Below are 16,781 nucleotides of genomic sequence, written 5' to 3' on the forward strand. Positions count from 1 at the left end.
GCGCCGGTGTGCGGACCCCTGTCGAGTACGGGTCGATCACGAGATATCTTGATGTCGAGCAATGTTGCAGACGTGGAGCGGAGCACCCGGTGACTGACTCGACCATCATCTATACGCACACTGACGAGGCCCCGGCCCTGGCAACGTATTCCTTCCTGCCGGTGGTCCAGGCGTACGCCTCGCAGGCGGGTGTCGCCGTGGAGACGCGGGACATCTCGCTGGCGGGCCGCATCATCGCGGTGTTCCCGGAGTACCTGACCGAGGACCAGCGCATCCCGGACGCCCTGGCCGAGCTCGGTGAGCTCGCGAAGACGCCCGAGGCCAACATCATCAAGCTGCCGAACGTCTCGGCGTCGATCCCGCAGCTCAAGGCCGCCGTCGCCGAGCTCCAGGGCCAGGGCTACGCGCTGCCGAACTACCCGGACGACCCGAAGACCGACGAGGAGCGGGACATCCAGGCCCGCTACGACAAGATCAAGGGTTCCGCCGTGAACCCGGTCCTGCGTGAGGGTAACTCCGACCGCCGCGCCCCCGCCTCGGTCAAGAACTACGCCAAGACCCACCCGCACCGCATGGGCGCCTGGACCTCCGAGTCCAAGACGAACGTGGCGACCATGGGCGAGAACGACTTCCGCTCCACCGAGAAGTCCGTCGTGATCTCCGAGGCCGACTCGCTGAAGATCGAGCTGGTCGCCGAGGACGGCTCCACCACCGTGCTGCGCGAGTCCGTACCGGTCCTCGCCGGTGAGGTCGTCGACGCCTCCGTGATGCACGTGGCCAACCTGCGCGAGTTCCTCACCGCGCAGATCGCCAAGGCCAAGGCCGAGGACGTGCTGTTCTCCGTGCACCTCAAGGCCACGATGATGAAGGTCTCCGACCCGATCGTCTTCGGCCACGTGGTGCGCGCCTTCTTCCCGAAGACCTTCGAGCAGTACGGCGCGGCCCTCGCCGCCGCCGGCCTGTCCCCGAACGACGGTCTGGGCGGCATCCTCAAGGGCCTGGAGGCGCTGGCGAACGGCGCCGAGATCAAGGCGTCCTTCGACGCGGAGCTCGCCGAGGGCCCGGCGCTGGCCATGGTCGACTCCGACAAGGGCATCACCAACCTGCACGTGCCGTCCGACGTGATCGTCGACGCCTCGATGCCGGCCATGATCCGCACCTCCGGCCACATGTGGGGCCCGGACGGCCAGGAGGCCGACACCCTCGCGGTGCTGCCGGACTCCTCCTACGCGGGCGTCTACCAGGCCGTGATCGAGGACTGCCGCGCCAACGGCGCCTACGACCCGTCGACGATGGGCTCTGTCCCGAACGTCGGCCTCATGGCGCAGAAGGCCGAGGAGTACGGCTCCCACGACAAGACCTTCGAGATCAAGGCGGCCGGCACGGTCCGCCTGGTCGACGGGGCCGGCAACGTGGTCATCGAGCAGCCGGTCGCCGAGGGCGACATCTTCCGCGCCTGCCAGACCAAGGACGCGCCGATCAAGGACTGGGTGAAGCTGGCCGTCACCCGCGCCCGCGCCACCGGCGACCCGGCCGTCTTCTGGCTGGACGAGACCCGCGCGCACGACGCCAACCTGATCGCCAAGATCAACGCCTACCTGCCGGAGCACGACACCGAGGGCCTGGACATCCGTATCCTCGCCCCGGTCGACGCCACCAAGCTGTCGGTGGAGCGCATCCGCCGCGGCGAGAACACCATCTCGGTGACCGGCAACGTGCTGCGTGACTACCTGACCGACCTCTTCCCGATCCTGGAGCTGGGCACCAGCGCCAAGATGCTGTCGGTCGTCCCGCTGATGGCGGGCGGCGGCCTGTTCGAGACGGGCGCCGGCGGTTCCGCGCCGAAGCACGTCCAGCAGCTGGTCAAGGAGAACTACCTGCGCTGGGACTCCCTCGGTGAGTTCTTCGCTCTGGTGCCCTCCCTGGAGCAGTACGCGACCGCCACCGGCAACACCCGCGCGAAGGTCCTCGCGGACACGCTGGACCGCGCCACGGCGACCTTCCTCAACGAGGACAAGTCCCCGACCCGTCGCGTCGGCGGCATCGACAACCGCGGCAGCCACTTCTTCCTGTCCCTGTACTGGGCGCAGGAGCTGGCCAAGCAGACCGACGACGCCGAGCTGGCGAAGGCCTTCGCCCCGTTCGCCGAGACGCTCGCGACGAACGAGCAGAAGATCGTCGACGAGCTGAACGCCGTCCAGGGCAAGCCGGCCGAGATCGGCGGCTACTACCAGCCCGACCCGGCCAAGGCCGCCGCGGTGATGCGCCCGTCGGCCACCTGGAACGAGGCGCTCGCGTCCCTGAGCTGACGCGCGAGCCCTGACCGGGCCACCGTGTGAGCACCCGCCCCGACCGGTACGCAACCGGTCGGGGCGGAGCCGTGTGCGGGCCGGCCTGTGCGGCGGCGCGGACGCCCGGCGCCACGTGGCGGCACCTGCGAACGCGGCATTCCCGGGAACGCGCCTACCGGGGCAGGACCAGTTCCAACCCGAGCCGGTGCGCCAGGTCCTCGACCTCGCGGCCGACCTCCGCGGTCACCGTCGTGCCGAACGGTTCGTCTTCGTGGATCGCGTCGACCCGCAGCACCCCGGCCTTGCGATCCGCCGTGGCGTCGAGCTTGCCCACCAGGCGGTCGCCGTACAGGATCGGCAGCGCGAAGTACCCCCAGCGGCGCTTGGCGGCAGGCTTGTACATCTCCAGCTGGTAGTCGAAGCCGAACAGCTCGGTGGTCCGCCTGCGGTCGTGGATCAGCCGGTCGAAGGGCGAGAGCAGGGCGGCACGCCCGGTGAAGGGCTGCCCCAGCTGGGCCGGGTCCACCCGCCATCTGCCCCGCACACCCTCGACGACGGCCGGCTCACCCGCCTCCCCCACGTCCGCCGGCTCGACCTGGCACTCCGGACCCCGCGCGCGGGCGATGCCCAGGGCCCGCAGCCGGCGCTCGTCCCGGATGCGCAGCGCCTGCGCCACGGGGACCGCGGGCGTGTCGGGGTAGACCCGATCGGCCAGGTCCCACAGCCGGTCGCCGCCGCCGCGCCCCGCCACGGCGACCTCGCCGCGCTGCACCATGAGCTCCAGCAGCTTGGTCACGTTGCGGTTGTTGCTCCACCCGCTCGACCGCCACGGCAGCGCGCAGGTGTCGGGCAGTTCACGGGACGGCAGCGGCCCCGCCGCACCGAGCCGGTCGAGGATGTCCCGGCGGCAGGCGTCGTTGGCGGCCACCCACATGCCGTGGTAGTCCCGCCAGGACGACGGCGTACCCCGCTGCGGCCACTCGGCCATCTCGGCGCGGTACAGCGCGAGATCCTCGGCAGGCCGGATCATGGCCCGCAGCTCCAGCAGTGTCCGGTCCGCCAGGGCGTCGGTCAGGTCGGCCGGTGAGTACCCCGAGGAGCCGAGCCGGCTCCACGCCACGAGGTCGGCACTGGGCGCGACGGCGGCGGTGGGGTCGATCTGGAGCAGGGTCAGCCGCCGTACGACATCCAGCAGCCCGTCCGGCCGGTGAGCGCCCTCCAGCAGCTGTGCGCGCACCGCGATCCGTCGGGCGTCGGCCCGGGAGAGCTCGTGGACGGTCATCGGTGTCACCAGTCCCGGGTGGCGATCAGCTCTTCCATGTCGGCGTCCGCGAAGCCGTAGGCCTGGGAGACGAACCAGAACGCCTCGGCTATCTCCTCGCGGGCGACGGTCTCGATGTCAAAGTCGTCGTCCTGCAGGTCGTTGAACTCGTCGGTGGCCGCGTGGGTCAGCACGTACAGCGCGGCCACGTCCGCGGGCCGCTCGGCCTCGATGCGCGCGCACAGGCGCAGCAGGATCTCCTTGCCCCGGTCCACCGCCTCTTCGGGGTAGTAGTCGTCCCCGTAGAGCGCCTTGAGGAACGGGTGTGCGCTCACCTGCTGGTTGCTGATGTCCATGCTCTGATGGTGCACGACACCACTGACAACGCCACGGGAGCAGCCGGATGCCCTCTTTCGACCTGTTGCCCGGTGCCGAGGGATCGCCGGTGATCCTGCATGTGCCGCACTCGGCGCGAGAGATACCGCCCGAGGTGCGGGCGGGGATCACGCTGGACGACCGCGCGCTGGAGCGGGAGCTGGACCACATCGTCGACGCGCACACCGCGGAGCTCGCCGAGGCGGCGGCATCGTCGGCCGGCGTCACCCCCTGGCGGTTCGTGAACCAGCTCTCCCGGCTGGTCGTCGACCCGGAGCGGTTCCCGGACGAGCGGGAGGAGATGCTCGCCGTGGGCATGGGGGCCGTCTACACCCGGACGACGCACCTCGCGGAGCTGCGGCCCGCCGACACCGACCCGGAGCCGCTCGTCGAGCGGTACTTCCGGCCGTACGCGAAGGCCATGACGCACGCCGTGGCCGACCGGCTCGCCGCCACGGGACGGGCGGTGATCATCGACGTCCACTCCTACCCGACCGCCCGGCTCCCCTACGAGCTGCACGGCGAGGGCCCGCGGCCGCCGGTCTGTCTGGGCACCGACTCCTTCCACACGCCGCCCGAGCTGCTCGCCGCGGCGCGGGAGGCGTTCGCGCCGTGCGGGGAGGCGGGGCTGGACAGTCCCTTCAGCGGCACGTACGTACCGCTGGAGTTCTACGGCGTCGAGGCCCGGGTCGCCGCGCTGATGGTCGAGATCCGCAGGGACACGTACATGGCGGAGCCGGGCGGTCCGGCCGGTCCCGGACTCACCCGGCTCACGCGGGCGTTGGCGGCGCTGGTGGACGCCGCCTCGCGCTGAGGCCGTGCCTCAGGCCCGCAGCCACTCCGTGACCACGACCTCCCCGCCGGTCCGCAGTCGCAGGGCGAACGGGCCGGAGGGCGGGGCGTCGCTGGTGAAGCGGCCCATGTCGTCGGCGACAACCGGCGTGGCCGTCTGCGGGCCGCCGAGCACCTCGATCCGCGCCTGCTGCGGCGGCAGCACCTGCCCCATCAGGCCCTGTGCCGTCACCTCCACGTCGACGGTCACCTCGCCCGCGCGGAAGGTCAGCATCCGCGGCACATCCGTCGCCCCCCTGACCGCAATGGCGTCTTCCACCGAGTCGAAGGTCAACTCGGCGATCCGGGCGTCGAGGTCGTGCAGCGCGAACGCCTCGACGGCGAGCTGGCGCAGCTGGGCCGGTACGGGGTCCAGGATGGCGGCGGCCTGGCGGAGTTCCTCCTCCAGCAGCTCGATGTCGAAACCGTCGGCGCCGGGGGCCCCTTCGCCCGTCACGTCGTCGTGCATGTCGTCGTTCACTGCGCCCCCCGCGCGTCGAGTCGGGCCCTGAGCCGGCGCAGACAGCGCTGCCGCAGCGGACCGATGCTGCCCACGGCGATGCCCAGTGCGGCGGACACCTCCTGGTAGCTGGGCGGCGGCGAGGCCATCAGCACCCGCAGCAACTGGCGGCAGCGGTCGCCGAGTTCCTCGAACTCCTGCCACATCCAGCGGATGCGTTCGGACTCGGCGGCGGCCTCCTCCGAGTCCAGGACCGACTGTTCGGGCGTACGGTCCTCGCTGACCCGGTCGAGCAGCTGCGGATCGCTCGTCACGGTCAGTCGCCGTAAGCTCTTGAGCACCTTCAGGCACTCGTGCCGCGCGGTGCTCGCGAGCCATGACCCGGCCTTGTCGGGTTCACGGATGCGCCCCAGGTGCTGGGCGAAACGGAACCAGACGGTCTGGTACACCTCATGGGCGTCGGCGTCACTCAGCCGGTGGGCGCGCACTACCGACCACACCAGTGGGCTCAGCCCTTCCACCAGCGCCTTCCAGGCCGCCGCGTCACCGTCGACGGCGGACTGGACCAAGGCGCCGACATCTGCACGGTCCACAGCCCCACCCCTCGTGTACGGCAAGTCATCGTACGCCGCGGAGGGGAGGGTTCCGACCCTCATGAGCGAGGAGCCGGCGGCAGAACGGGCACAGGACGCCAGGTCGAGGGGCGCAGCGCCGGTACGTGCGCCCCCCGCACCTCCGCGTAGCCGGAGTTCGCGGCGAGCATCTTGTACCGCGCGACTCGCGGGTCGGACTCCTGCTGCCCGCTCATGTGGGAGGCGATCAGGCCCGCGACGAGGGGGGTTGCGAACGAGGTGCCGCTCCAGTGCGCGAGCCCCTCGAACATCACCTGGTCGGGCTTGGTGCCGCTGCTGGTGCCCGCCTCGCTCAACACGCCGGTGTGGCGCGGGGACACACAGGTGCAGGCGTAGCCGAAGCCGTACCGGCAGGCGTCGTAGGTGGAGTGCTGGTAGATGTACGGCACGGGCGCGTCGAAGCCGGTGAGGACGCTCGTGAGGCGCTCGCCGGGCGCGTACACCTTCACCCAGGGGCCGTGGTTGCTGAAGCAGGCGCCGAACTCGCCGTCGCCACGCAGGGCGCCGACCGACAGCACGACGTCCTGGTAGTCGGGCAGGTCGGCGTAGGCGGCGGGCCAGAACGGCGTGGCGCTGCCGTTGTTGCCGGCCGCCGCGACGAGCAGCGTGCGCTGTTCGCGCAGTTCCCGCATGAAGGCCTCGACGCCGAGCAGGCCGTCGGTGCGGCCGTTGGAGGTGCCGGCGGAGAGGCTGAGGATGTCGGGCCAGCCGCCCGCGTCGACGGCCTCGAAGAGCTTCTCGCCGAACTCGGACTCCAGGATGGCGCCCGCGTCGTTGAGGGAGTTGCGCACGACGACGTCCGTGTTGGGCGCGACGGCGGCGACGAGACCGGCGATGAACGTGCCGTGGCCGACGTACTGCTGGAGGACGCCGTCGTCGTCGCACTCCTTGATCTGCGCGTCGCCGTCGGTGTGGGCCAGCAGCGGGGAGGACCGGAAGTCGCCCATGAGCCCGGTGTCGACGACCAGGACGCCGATGGCGCTGTCCGCGTCGTAAGTGCCTTCGGCGAGCGCGGGGTTGAGTCCCTCGGCCTGCGTGACGGGCCCGGGTTCGTCGCCGGGACAGGAGTTGACGGCGATCGACACCAGGTGGTTGCGGCTCACCAGCCGGCGGCCGGCCCGGCCCTCCGACTCCCGCAGGGCGCGCAGGGCGTGCGCGACGGGACGGTCGCCGCTGCGGTCGCCCTCGCCGGGGTCGCCGACCTGGATGCGGGTGATGCCCGAACGGTTGGTCTGCGGGCCCGCGCGGCGCACGTGGTCCTGCACCAGGTCGGGCTCGGCGGTGAAGTGGGCGCGCACGGTGTCCTCGACGACGCGGGCGTCCTCGCCGTCACGGACCAGCACGTAGCCCTTCTCGTAGATGAACTCGGCGGAGTCGTCCGGTCCCATCGCGAGGGGGACGTCGGGCATGGAGCGCTGGATCTGCTCGAACTGCTCGTGGAATCGCTGTGGTGCCATGGCGTGTCCTCCCACTGAGGCGACGGTCGTCAATTTGAGCCACCGGGTCGCTGATTGATACAGCGCCAAACCCGTGTGGCACGGTTCCGGGGCAACTACCATCCGTGGAGTGACCGCGGGAAGCGAATCGGTTCTCGAACTGCTGCCGATGGTGTTCGCCGCCCCGAACGACGCGCTGGCGAGGGCGGAGGGGCTGCTCGACGCCGATCCCTCGCCCTTGCACGCCTCCGTCGCCCACCAGGTGATCGGCATCTGGCAGCGGGACTGGGGCGACATGCGCATCGCCCTCCAACACCTGCGGCGCGCCCGGGATCTCGCGGCACGCGCGGATTCCGCCGACCGGGAGGCGGACGTCCTGGCGGCGCTCGGGGTCGCGTTGGTGCACGCAGGGCGCACTCAGCAGGGGCTGGCCGCGCTGGAGCGCGGGATCGAGCGCGGCAGCGGACACACCCGCGCCCGGGTGCTGTTCCGCCGCGCCTACGCCCGCTGGGTGCTCGGCCACCATCGGGAAGCGCTGGAGGACGTGCGCCGGGCGATTCCCGTGCTGCGGCAGGTGGACGACGTCATCTGGACGGCCCGGGCGCTGACGCTGCGCGCGACCGTGCATCTGGCGCTCGGCGCCGTGGACCGGGCGGACGCCGACTTCACCGCGGCCGAGGCGCTGTGGGACACCACGGGCCAGGAGCACGACAAGGCCGACGCGGTGGAGAGCCGGGGCCTCGCGGCGTTCCGGTCGGGCGACATCCCGGCGGCGCTGCGGCTGCTCGACGAGGCCGAGGAGCGCTACTCCAAGCTCGGCACGCCGACGTTCATGCTGAACATCCGCCGCTGCGAGGTGCTGATGGCGGCCGGGCTGGCTCCGGAGGCGCTGGCCGAGGCCGATGCGGCGATCGCCGTGCTCGACGGCATCGGCGGCCAGTCCACCCGCAAGGCGGAGCTGCTGCTGGTCGCCGCGCGGGCCGCCCGGCTGGCGGGCGACGCGCACACCGCGATAGCTCGCGCCGACATGGCCGTACGGCTGTTCGCGGGGCAGCGGCGCAGCTGGTGGGAGACGCATGCGCGGCTGGTGCTGATCGAGGCGCGGGTGACCGCCGGGCGCAGTTCGGGGCGGCTGGTGGCCGACACGGCGGCGGTCGCGGACCGGCTGGCCTCCTTCGGCGCGCCGGCCGCGCCGGAGGCCTCGCTGCTCGCGGGCCGGATCGCGCTCGGGCTGGGCTGGCGGGCCGACGCCGAGCGGCATCTGGGCGTCGCCGCCCGCAGCAGGCGCAGCGGGCCGCCACTGGCGCGGATGACGGGCTGGGCGGCGCAGGCGCTGCGGGCCCAGGCGGCCGGGTCCGGGCGCGGCGTCCTGGAAGCGTGCCGACGCGGACTGGACGTGCTCGACGCCCACCGGATGACGCTGGGCGCCTCGGAGCTCAGGGCCCGCGCCACCGCGCAGGGCGCCGAACTCGCCGCGCTGGCCCAGCAGGCCAGCCTCGACTCCGGCAGTCCGCGCCGGCTGCTGGTGTGGAGCGAGCGCTGGCGGGCCACGGCGCTGTCGACGCCGCCGACCCGGCCGCCGGCCGACCCGGAGCTGCTGAGCGACCTGACCGCGTTCCGGGAGATCGCGGCGCGTGCCGAGGAGGCGCGCCGCGACGCCCGTCCGGTTCCGGCGCTGGAGCGCGAACAGCGGCGCCTGGAGCGGGAGATCCGGTCCCGGACGCTGCACCTGCGCGGCGACACGCCCGGCGACGGCGACCGCTTCGCCCCGGGCCGGCTGCTGGACCGGCTGGGCGACGACGTACGACTGGTCGAACTCGCCGTGCTGGACGGGCGGGTTCAGGTGCTGCTGTGCGGGCAGGGGCGGGTGCGTCGGTACGAGGCCGGGCTGCTGGCCGAGGCGGAGACCGAGGCCGAGCATGTGCAGGCCGGGCTGCGGCGGCTGGCCCATCCGGGCGCGGAGGGGCGGCTGCCGGTGGTGGAGGCCGCGGGACGGCGGCTGGAGGAGCTGCTGCTCGGTCCGGCGGCGGCGCATCTCGGTGACGGCCCCGTGGTGGTCGTGCCGCCGGCCCGGCTGCACCGGGTGCCGTGGGCGCTGTTGCCGTCGCTGCGGGAGCGGGTGCTCAGCGTGTCGCCGTCGGCGAGCGGCTGGCTGCGCGCCCGGGAGACCGAGCCGCCGCCGGGCGGCCGTCAGGTGCTGGTGCGCGGGCCCGGCCTCGCGACCGGTGGCGCGGAGGTGCCGCATCTGGCCGGCCGGTACGGCGGCGCCGTCGTCCTGGAGCACGCCGACGCGCGGGTGCCGCGCGTGCTGGAGGAGCTCGACGGAGCCGCGCTGGCTCATATCGCCGCCCATGGCACGTTCCGCGCGGACGGCCCCCTGTTCTCGTCGTTGCGGATGGCCGACGGGCCGCTGATCGTGCACGACTTCGAGCGACTGGACCGCAGCCCGTACCGGATCATCCTGTCCTGCTGCGACACCGCCCGGTTCGCCTCCGTCGGCGCCGACGAACTGCTGGGCCTGGTCACCGCGTTGCTGCCGCTGGGCACGGCCGGGGTGGTGGCCTGCACGGCGCCCGTCAACGACGCCGCGGTGGTGCCGCTGATGCTCGCGCTGCACAAGGGGCTCAGTGAGGGGCTCTCCCTGGCGGAGGCGCTGCGGGACGCGCGGGCGGCGCTGCCGGGGGATGCGCTGCATCGGGCGACCGGTTGGGCGTTCTCGGCGTTCGGGGCTGCCTGAGGCTTTCATCGGCGGCACGCGGTCGACTTGCTTACGCCGGCTGCGCGTCCGGCAGTTCCACCAGCCACGGCAGTGCGCCGCGGTCGCTGGCGCCCAGGCGGGCGTACGCGCTGTAGAGGTGGTTGCCCACCGTGCGGACGGACAGGGTGAGTTTCTCGGCGATCTGGCGGTTGCTCAGGCCCGTTGCGGCCAGGGTGACGATCTGCCGTTGCCGGGCGGTCAGTTCGCCGAGGACCAGCCCGGACAGGGCCGGGGTGCGGGCGCCCTGGCAGCGGCGGGCCAGGGCGACGGCACGCGTGCGTGAGGTGCGCACGGCACGCGGGTCGCGGTGGGCCCGTACGGCCTGGGCGTGCGCCTCGGCCGCATAGAGCAGGAAGCCGCGCTCCCGGAGCTGTTCGGCCACCTGGTCCAGCGCGGGGCCGTCGGAGCGGGCGAGCGCGTCGGCGTGCTCGGCGAAGACGCCGCTCAGGCGGCCCGCGGCGCGCTCGGGGTCGCCGAGGCGGACGGCGTCGTACGCGTCGCCGCCGATCGCCTCGGCCGACCCGTCGGCGCCGCGGGCCGCCGTCGGCCGGGTGACCGCCCCACCCCCGTGAGGGCGGCCACCCAGGATCTCGTGCGCGGCCGTCGCGTCGCCCGACTGCGCTGCGGCGAGGGCGAGTTCGCGACGGCAGGCCGGATCGTCACCGACGCCCCGCAGCCCCTCCCGCGCCCACGCGGCCGCCTCCCGCAGCTCACCGCGCAGTCGCGTGAACCGGGCGCGTACGGCCGCGTATCCGGCCGGCACCGGCGCGCCCTCCGCGACCAGCCACTCCCCCACGGGCGCCGACGCGGCCCGTACGTCCGCCCGCTCGATACGGCGGCTCAGCGCGGCCCGCTCGGCGTCGAGGGCGGGGCCGCACTGTTCGGGCGTACGGGACAGCCGCCTCGCCCGCAGCCGGCCGGCCGCGGCCCGCAGCACCGGGCCGTGCAGGGGGCGGGCGAGGCGGACGGCGCCCTGGTCGTCGACGTGGACCAGCGCGTCGGCCTCCAGGTGTTCCAGGGCGCGCAGATCGAGCCGGTCCGCCTCCAGGTCCAGCGGCAACGGCTCGGCGAAGGCGAGGCGTTCGAGGATCTCGCGCTGTTCGGTGCTGGTGCGGTCCAGGACGTGGGCGGTGCGCTCGCGCACGGTCGTGGTCATCGGGACCGGGCCGCGCCACGCCCACTCGTCCGTCTCCGGGACGCGGGTGAGCAGGCCGCTCTCACGCGCCGCGCCCGCCAGGTCGCGCATCAGCCGCAGGTCGCCCTGGCACAGGCGGTGCAGCCGGTTGACGGTGAGCGGTTCGAGGCCGGCGCCCGCCGCTTCGGCGGCCAGCAGCCGGGCCGTGTCCTCGCGGGGCAGCGGCTCCAGGGTGAGGCGGGGCAGGAGTTCGCCGGTCCACAGCCGGGAGATCGCGCCGGGGGCCGGGGCGCTGTCGGTGGTGACGACCAGGAGGCGGGTGCGGCCGTGCACGGCGAGCTGGTGGACGAGGGCGGCCGAGGCGTCGTCGAGGAGGTGGGCGTCGTCGACCAGGAGCAGCCGTACGGCCGACAGATGCTGGAACGCGCCGTGCAGGGAGGCCGTCTCGGGGACGAGGTGCGCGAACGCGGCGAAGCGGATACGGCGGGTCTCGGGGGTGCCGGCCACCCGGGCGAACTCGGTGCCGCGGGCCGCCTCGGTGACGAGCCGGGTCTTGCCGCTGCCTGCCGGGCCGGTGACCACGATGCCGTGCCGGCCGGCGGTCAAGGCCCCGCGGACCAGTTCCAGTTCGTCCTCCCGGCCGGTGAACGGCCAGGGCAGTTCCAGGGTCTTCGCGTCGCGTACGTAGGTCGTCACGGCAATAGGAGCGCGGTGACTCACCTCTGATACACGGGTACTTGAGTAGCCCCCGACTCAGGCGCCGACGGCAGGCCCACGGCAGGCTGTCCGCATGACCGCTCGCTACTGCTCCCTCGCGCAGCAGTCGGCGCCCGCCTTCGCACCGGGGCTGGCCGCCGAGCGGCTCAGTGCGCTCATCGGCGGACACCGGATGTGGGTCAACGGCACGGTGCTGCACTACCACTTCTTCGACCGGGACTCCGACGGATCCGCGATCCCGGACCCGGAGACCGGCGAGACCCGGCACGTCTCGTGGGTCGGCAGCAAGGAGCAGCGGGACGTCGTACGCGAGTGCTTCCAGGAGTGGCAGGGGCTCGGCATCGGGCTGTCGTTCGTGGAGGTGGACGACCGGTCGGAGGCCGAACTGCGGATCGGGTTCCAGCTCGGCGACGGCTCCTGGTCGACGGTGGGCAAGGACGCGCTCCAGCTCGGCCTGAACGAGCGCACCATGAACTTCGGCTGGGACCTGACCGTGGCCGGGGAGCGCGGGACGGCGCTGCACGAGATCGGGCACGCGCTCGGCATGCTCCACGAGCACCAGAGCCCGTTCGCCGGGATCCACTGGGACGACGAGGCCGTGTACGCCGATCTGGCCGGCCCGCCGAACTTCTGGAGCCGGGACAAGACGTTCTTCAACATCCTGCGCAAGCTCGACGCGAACGAGGTCAACGGTTCCGCCTGGGACCCGCAGTCGATCATGGAGTACCCCTTCACGGCCGGGCTGATCCTGGAGCCGGAGCAGTTCCGCGCGGGCCTGAACCCGCCGGGCGTGCTGTCCGGGGCGGACCAGGAGTTCGTGCGCCGCTGGTATCCGCCGGCCGAGACGCCGGGGCCGCGCGAGCTGGTGCCCTTCCGTTCCGTGCCGCTGCGGCTCGGCCCGGCCGAGCAGGCCGACTTCGTCGTCGAGCCGCCGGAGACGCGCGAGTACACGCTGGGCACCTTCGGCGACAGCGACACCGTGGTCGTGGTCTTCGAGGAACGAGACGGGGAACCCCGCTACCTCACCGCCCAGGACGACGGCGGCACCCCGCACAACGCCACGCTCAAGGCCCGCCTCGTCAAGGGCCGTCGCTACTTCGTCCGGGTGCGCCTCTATGCCAACTGGGGATCGGGGGAGACAGCGGTCATGTGCTGGTGACGGCACGAATCCGCTGACGCGCACGGGCGCAACAGTCCACTGTCCGGCGCCGGGGAAAGTGGGCGGGACGCCACCTTCGGGGGAGGGTGACGTCCCGCCCACGCCGACGCCCACAGCTCTCCGCCGCTAGGACCTGCGTTGCCACTCCTGCGCCAGGAGTTCGTACGAGCGCACCCGGTCCTCGTGGGCGTGGGTGATGGTGGTGATCAGCAACTCGTCGGCGCCCGTGGCCTCCTGGAGCTGTTCGAGTTGGTCGGCGACCCGGCTCGGTGATCCCACGAACTGGGTGTCGAGGCGGTCCTGGACCAGCGCTCGGTCCTTGTCGTGCCAGGCGTGGGTGCGGGCCTCCTCCGGTGTGGGGTAGGGGATGGCGCCCTCGGCGGTGCGGATGCTGCGGACCCACAGGCCGTAGCCGGTGGCGAGTTCACGGGCTGTCGCGTCGTCCTCGGCGACGACCACGTCGGCGGAGACGGTGACGTACGGCTTGTCGAGGGATTCGGAGGGCTGGAAGAAGGACCGGTAGCCCTCGACCGCTTCCAGCACCGTGGCGGGGCTGACGTGGTAGTTCGCCGCGAAGCGCAGGCCCCGGGCGCCCGCAGTCTCGGCGCTCTGGCCGCCGCTGCTGCCCAGGATCCACACCTCGACCTCGGCGCCCTCGCCCGGCACGACGTGCGCCTCGATGCCCTCGGGAGAGCGGTAGGTGCCGGCCAGCAGGGCGAGGATGTCGTCGATCTGCTCGGCGTAGTCCTGTGGCTCGGCGTCCGGCAGCAGGAGCAGCTTGCGTTGCAGGGCGACGCGGGGTGAGCCGAGCAGGTGCTCGAAGGAGAAGCGGGGCGGGATCAGCAGTCCGTTGGGGGCGCGGCCGTCGACGATCGGGGTCGCCGTCGCAGTCGTCGCCTTCTCCCCCGGTGGGCGGCCGCCCGAGCGGCCGAGGCCCAGGTCGAGGCGGCCGGGGTGCAGGGCGTCGATCAGGCCGAACTCCTCGACCGTGGACAGCGCGGTCCGGTGACCGAGCTGTACGGCCCCGGAGCCGAGGCGGATGGTGGAGGTGGCCGCGGCGGTCAGGGCCAGGACGACCGCGGGAGACGTGCCCGCCACGCCCGGGTTGAGATGGTGTTCGGCGAACCAGTAGCGGGCGTAGCCGAAGCGTTCGGTCTGCCGGGCGAGATCGATGGAGTTCCGCAGGGCGTCCGCTGCCGTCGAGCCGGAGGAGATCGGTACCAGGTCCAGGACGCCGAGGGGGATGTCAGGCATGGACTCGCTCCTGCTCGGTCGGTGCTGCCGGAGACACCGGGGCCCATGCGAAGGGCGGGTCCGGGATGTCCTTGCGCAGCACGGGTGCCACCGCCGACTGGAACAGCTCCAGTGAGTCTCGGTGCTGGGTGTCGGTCAGGCCGCTCGCGTCCGCGTGCAGGTGGAGGGCCGTGTGGCCGAACTGCTCGTGGTAGCGGTGCACCTTGTCGATGACCTGCTGCGGGCTGCCGATCAGGGCGGAGCTGCGCTCGACGAAGTCCTCCAGGGTCTCGAACACGACGGGCAGTCCCACCTGGCGGTAGAAGGCCAGGTTGGCCTCGAAGACCGGTCGGTAGGCGGCCAGCGCCTGCTGGGACGTCGGGGCCACGTGGATGCCCGCCGAGCCGGCCCCGATCGCAAGGTCGGCCGGGTCGTGGCCGTAGTGCTCCCAGCGCTCGCGGTAGTGGCGGATCAACTCGGCGTACGGCTCGATGGGATGGGTGACGTTGGCGGAGAACAGCGGGTCGCCGTAGCGGGCGGCCAGGTCGACCGACTCCTTGCTGGTGGCGCTGCCGTGCCAGACGCGGACAGGCTGCTGGTAGGGGCGCGGCCACACCTCGGCGTCCGTGAGCGGCGGGCGGAAGCGGGTCGCCGCGCTCACCTTGTCCTGCCGCCAGATCCGCCGGAAGACCTCGTAGCTCTCGGCGTTGCGGTCCCACTGGTCCTCCGGCGTGACCTGGAACAGCTCGCGCTGGGCGGCGCCGTTGCCCTTGCCGATGATCAGGTCGAGGCGCCCCTCGGAGAGGTGGTCGAGGGTGGCGTAGTCCTCGTAGGCGCGCACCGGGTCGAGCAGACTGAGCGTCGTCACGGCCGTGAAGAGCCGTATCCGCCTCGTCAGGGCGGCGACATGGCTGAGGACGACCGTCGGGGACGAGGAGATGAACGGCCGCTCGTGCCGCTCCCCCACGCCGAACCCGTCGAAGCCCAGCTCCTCGGCGAGCAGGGCGTTGTCGAGGACCTCGCGGAACCGGTCGTGCGTCGGCTTGAGGACCCCGGTGACGGGGTCCGGGCGGTGCACGATCAAGGTGATGGCGAGGAACTTCACGACGCCGCCCGCTCGTCGCGGACCCGGGCGTCGTCGGGGTGGGCCAGCCCGAGGTGGTCGCGCAGGGTCGTGCCCTCGTACTCGGTGCGGAACACGCCCTGTTCCTGGAGCAGCGGCACCACCTTGTCGGCGAACTCGTCGAGGCCGGTCGGAGTGATGTGCGGGACGAGGATGAAGCCGTCGCCGGCGTCGGCCTGCACGAAGTCGTTGATGGTCTTGGCGAGGGTGGCCGGGGAGCCGACGAAGTTCTGCCGGTTGCCGGTGTTGATGACCAGGTCGCGGATGGACCACTTGTTTGCCTCGGCCAGCTCGCGCCACTCGCGTGCGGTGGCCAGCGGGTCCCGGTACATACGGACCTGGGCGCGGCCCTTGGAGATGTGGTTGTCGCTGACGTCCGGGTCGATGTCGGGGAGGGGGCCTTCCGGGTCGTACGCCGAGAGGTCCCGGTTCCAGACGAACTCCAGGTGCTTGAGTGCGGTGGCTCCGCTGACCTGCTGGCGGCGCACCTCGCGGGCGAGTTCCTCGGCCTCGGCGTCSGWGTCGGCGAGGGCGAAGGTCGCGGCGGGCAGGATGAGCAACTGGTCGGGGCGGCGGCCGTACTTGGCCAGCCGGGACTTCACGTCGGTGTAGAAGGAGCGGCCGCCCTCCAGGGTGCCGTAGCGGCTGAAGATGGCGTCCGCCTCGGCGGCGGCGAACTCGCGGCCCTCTTCGGAGTCACCGGCCTGGAAGATGACGGGGCGGCCCTGGGGCGAACGCGGGACGTTGAACTGCCCGTGGATGTCGAAGTGCTGCCCGGTGTGCACGAAGGCGCCGGCCTTGGCGTCCCGCAGGAACGTGCCGGTCTCCTGGTCGGCGAGGATCTCGTCGCCGTGCCAGGAGTCGAAGAGCTCGTTCGCCGTGGCGAGGAACTCCTTGGCCCGGGAGTAGCGCTCCTCCTGCGGCAGGAAGCCGCCGCGGCGGAAGTTCTCGCCGGTGAAGGCGTCCCAGGAGGTGACGACGTTCCAGGCGGCGCGGCCGCCGGAGAGGTGGTCGAGGCCGGCGAACTGGCGGGCGACCTCGTAGGGCTCGTTGAAGGTGGAGTTGATGGTGCCGGTCAGCCCGAGGTGCTCGGTGACGGCGGCGAGCGCGGCAAGGATCGTGAAGGTGTCGGGGCGGCCGACGACGTCCAGGTCGTAGATCTTCCCGCCCTGTTCGCGGAGCCTGAGCCCCTCGGCGAGGAACAGGAAGTCGAACTTGGCCCGTTCCGCGGTCCGCGCGAAGTGGGCGAAGGAGCTGAACTCGATGTGGCTGCCGGCCTGCGGGTCGCTCCACACGGTCGTGTTGTTGACGCCGGGGAAGTGGGCGGCCAGGTGGATCTGCTTCASCGGCTTGGTCATGTCGGTGCGGTC

The 16,781-nt window shown here is 72.5% G+C and carries 13 protein-coding genes; 4 read left to right on the forward strand and 9 right to left on the reverse strand.

All coding sequences use genetic code 11. The features are described 5' to 3' along the window. Positions 1–89 precede the first annotated feature (89 nt). Positions 90–2,309, forward strand: a complete 2,220-nt coding sequence (locus EAO75_RS31990) for an NADP-dependent isocitrate dehydrogenase (protein WP_147998633.1) — start codon at positions 90–92, stop codon at positions 2,307–2,309. Between the two features lie 154 nt (positions 2,310–2,463). Here the strand turns inward: EAO75_RS31990 and EAO75_RS31995 are convergent, their stop codons facing one another. Together EAO75_RS31995 and EAO75_RS32000 are read right to left on the reverse strand one after the other, a co-directional pair. After that, positions 2,464–3,573, reverse strand: a complete 1,110-nt coding sequence (locus EAO75_RS31995) for a DNA glycosylase AlkZ-like family protein (RefSeq protein WP_147998634.1) — start codon at positions 3,571–3,573, stop codon at positions 2,464–2,466. Positions 3,574–3,578: 5 nt separating this feature from the next. Beyond that, positions 3,579–3,908 (reverse strand): DUF5713 family protein, encoded by a 330-nt coding sequence (locus EAO75_RS32000; protein ID WP_147998635.1) that lies wholly within the window; start codon positions 3,906–3,908, stop codon positions 3,579–3,581. A gap of 47 nt (positions 3,909–3,955) precedes the next feature. Between EAO75_RS32000 and EAO75_RS32005 the strand changes: the two genes are divergently transcribed. Then, positions 3,956–4,741, forward strand: a complete 786-nt coding sequence (locus tag EAO75_RS32005) for an N-formylglutamate amidohydrolase (RefSeq protein WP_147998636.1) — start codon at positions 3,956–3,958, stop codon at positions 4,739–4,741. A 9-nt stretch (positions 4,742–4,750) separates the two neighbouring features. Here the strand turns inward: EAO75_RS32005 and EAO75_RS32010 are convergent, their stop codons facing one another. The 3 genes from EAO75_RS32010 to EAO75_RS32020 are packed head-to-tail and all read right to left on the reverse strand — an operon-like array spanning position 4,751 to position 7,307. After that, positions 4,751–5,227 carry a hypothetical protein gene (locus EAO75_RS32010; protein WP_147998701.1) on the reverse strand — a complete coding sequence of 159 codons (477 nt, stop codon included), beginning with the start codon at positions 5,225–5,227 and terminating at the stop codon, positions 4,751–4,753. 8 nt (positions 5,228–5,235) lie between these two features. Then, on the reverse strand, positions 5,236–5,811 hold the full coding sequence (locus EAO75_RS32015) for an RNA polymerase sigma factor (protein ID WP_147998637.1): 576 nt from the start codon (positions 5,809–5,811) through the stop codon (positions 5,236–5,238). Positions 5,812–5,870: 59 nt separating this feature from the next. Then, positions 5,871–7,307 (reverse strand): S8/S53 family peptidase, encoded by a 1,437-nt coding sequence (locus EAO75_RS32020; RefSeq protein WP_147998638.1) that lies wholly within the window; start codon positions 7,305–7,307, stop codon positions 5,871–5,873. Positions 7,308–7,455: 148 nt separating this feature from the next. On the opposite strand from EAO75_RS32020, the gene EAO75_RS32025 reads away from it, so the two are divergent. Then, positions 7,456–10,023 (forward strand): CHAT domain-containing protein, encoded by a 2,568-nt coding sequence (locus EAO75_RS32025; protein WP_147998702.1) that lies wholly within the window; start codon positions 7,456–7,458, stop codon positions 10,021–10,023. A 31-nt stretch (positions 10,024–10,054) separates the two neighbouring features. On the opposite strand, the gene EAO75_RS32030 is transcribed toward EAO75_RS32025, so the two are convergent. Then, positions 10,055–11,875 (reverse strand): LuxR C-terminal-related transcriptional regulator, encoded by a 1,821-nt coding sequence (locus EAO75_RS32030; protein WP_187284658.1) that lies wholly within the window; start codon positions 11,873–11,875, stop codon positions 10,055–10,057. A 94-nt stretch (positions 11,876–11,969) separates the two neighbouring features. Between EAO75_RS32030 and EAO75_RS32035 the strand changes: the two genes are divergently transcribed. Continuing rightward, on the forward strand, positions 11,970–13,055 hold the full coding sequence (locus EAO75_RS32035) for a M12 family metallopeptidase (protein WP_147998639.1): 1,086 nt from the start codon (positions 11,970–11,972) through the stop codon (positions 13,053–13,055). A 126-nt stretch (positions 13,056–13,181) separates the two neighbouring features. Here EAO75_RS32035 and EAO75_RS32040 read toward each other — a convergent pair whose 3' ends face one another. Genes EAO75_RS32040 through EAO75_RS32050 form a run of 3 tightly spaced genes read right to left on the reverse strand, consistent with a single transcriptional unit; the run spans position 13,182 to position 16,769 of the window. Then, on the reverse strand, positions 13,182–14,309 hold the full coding sequence (locus EAO75_RS32040; protein WP_147998640.1) for an LLM class flavin-dependent oxidoreductase: 1,128 nt from the start codon (positions 14,307–14,309) through the stop codon (positions 13,182–13,184). After that, entirely contained in the window at positions 14,302–15,393 is a 1,092-nt protein-coding gene (locus EAO75_RS32045; RefSeq protein ID WP_147998641.1) for an LLM class flavin-dependent oxidoreductase, read from the reverse strand. The genes EAO75_RS32040 and EAO75_RS32045 overlap by 8 nt, the downstream gene beginning before the upstream one ends. Then, on the reverse strand, positions 15,390–16,769 hold the full coding sequence (locus EAO75_RS32050) for an NtaA/DmoA family FMN-dependent monooxygenase (protein WP_147998642.1): 1,380 nt from the start codon (positions 16,767–16,769) through the stop codon (positions 15,390–15,392). The genes EAO75_RS32045 and EAO75_RS32050 overlap by 4 nt, the downstream gene beginning before the upstream one ends. Positions 16,770–16,781: the final 12 nt, after the last annotated feature.

Source organism: Streptomyces sp. UW30 (genome assembly GCF_008042075.1).
In the GTDB taxonomy this organism is placed as follows: Bacteria; Actinomycetota; Actinomycetes; order Streptomycetales; family Streptomycetaceae; genus Streptomyces.

Bases quoted from the DNA above. Each gene is read 5' to 3' on its own strand.
- EAO75_RS32000 (WP_147998635.1), bottom strand. From the start codon at position 3,908: ATGGACATCAGCAACCAGCAGGTGAGCGCACACCCGTTCCTCAAGGCG.
- EAO75_RS32040 (WP_147998640.1), bottom strand. From the start codon at position 14,309: ATGCCTGACATCCCCCTCGGCGTCCTGGACCTGGTACCGATCTCCTCC.
- EAO75_RS31995 (WP_147998634.1), bottom strand. From the start codon at position 3,573: ATGACCGTCCACGAGCTCTCCCGGGCCGACGCCCGACGGATCGCGGTG.
- EAO75_RS32010 (WP_147998701.1), bottom strand. From the start codon at position 5,227: ATGCACGACGACGTGACGGGCGAAGGGGCCCCCGGCGCCGACGGTTTC.
- EAO75_RS32035 (WP_147998639.1), top strand. From the start codon at position 11,970: ATGACCGCTCGCTACTGCTCCCTCGCGCAGCAGTCGGCGCCCGCCTTC.
- EAO75_RS32020 (WP_147998638.1), bottom strand. From the start codon at position 7,307: ATGGCACCACAGCGATTCCACGAGCAGTTCGAGCAGATCCAGCGCTCC.
- EAO75_RS32005 (WP_147998636.1), top strand. From the start codon at position 3,956: ATGCCCTCTTTCGACCTGTTGCCCGGTGCCGAGGGATCGCCGGTGATC.
- EAO75_RS32025 (WP_147998702.1), top strand. From the start codon at position 7,456: ATGGTGTTCGCCGCCCCGAACGACGCGCTGGCGAGGGCGGAGGGGCTG.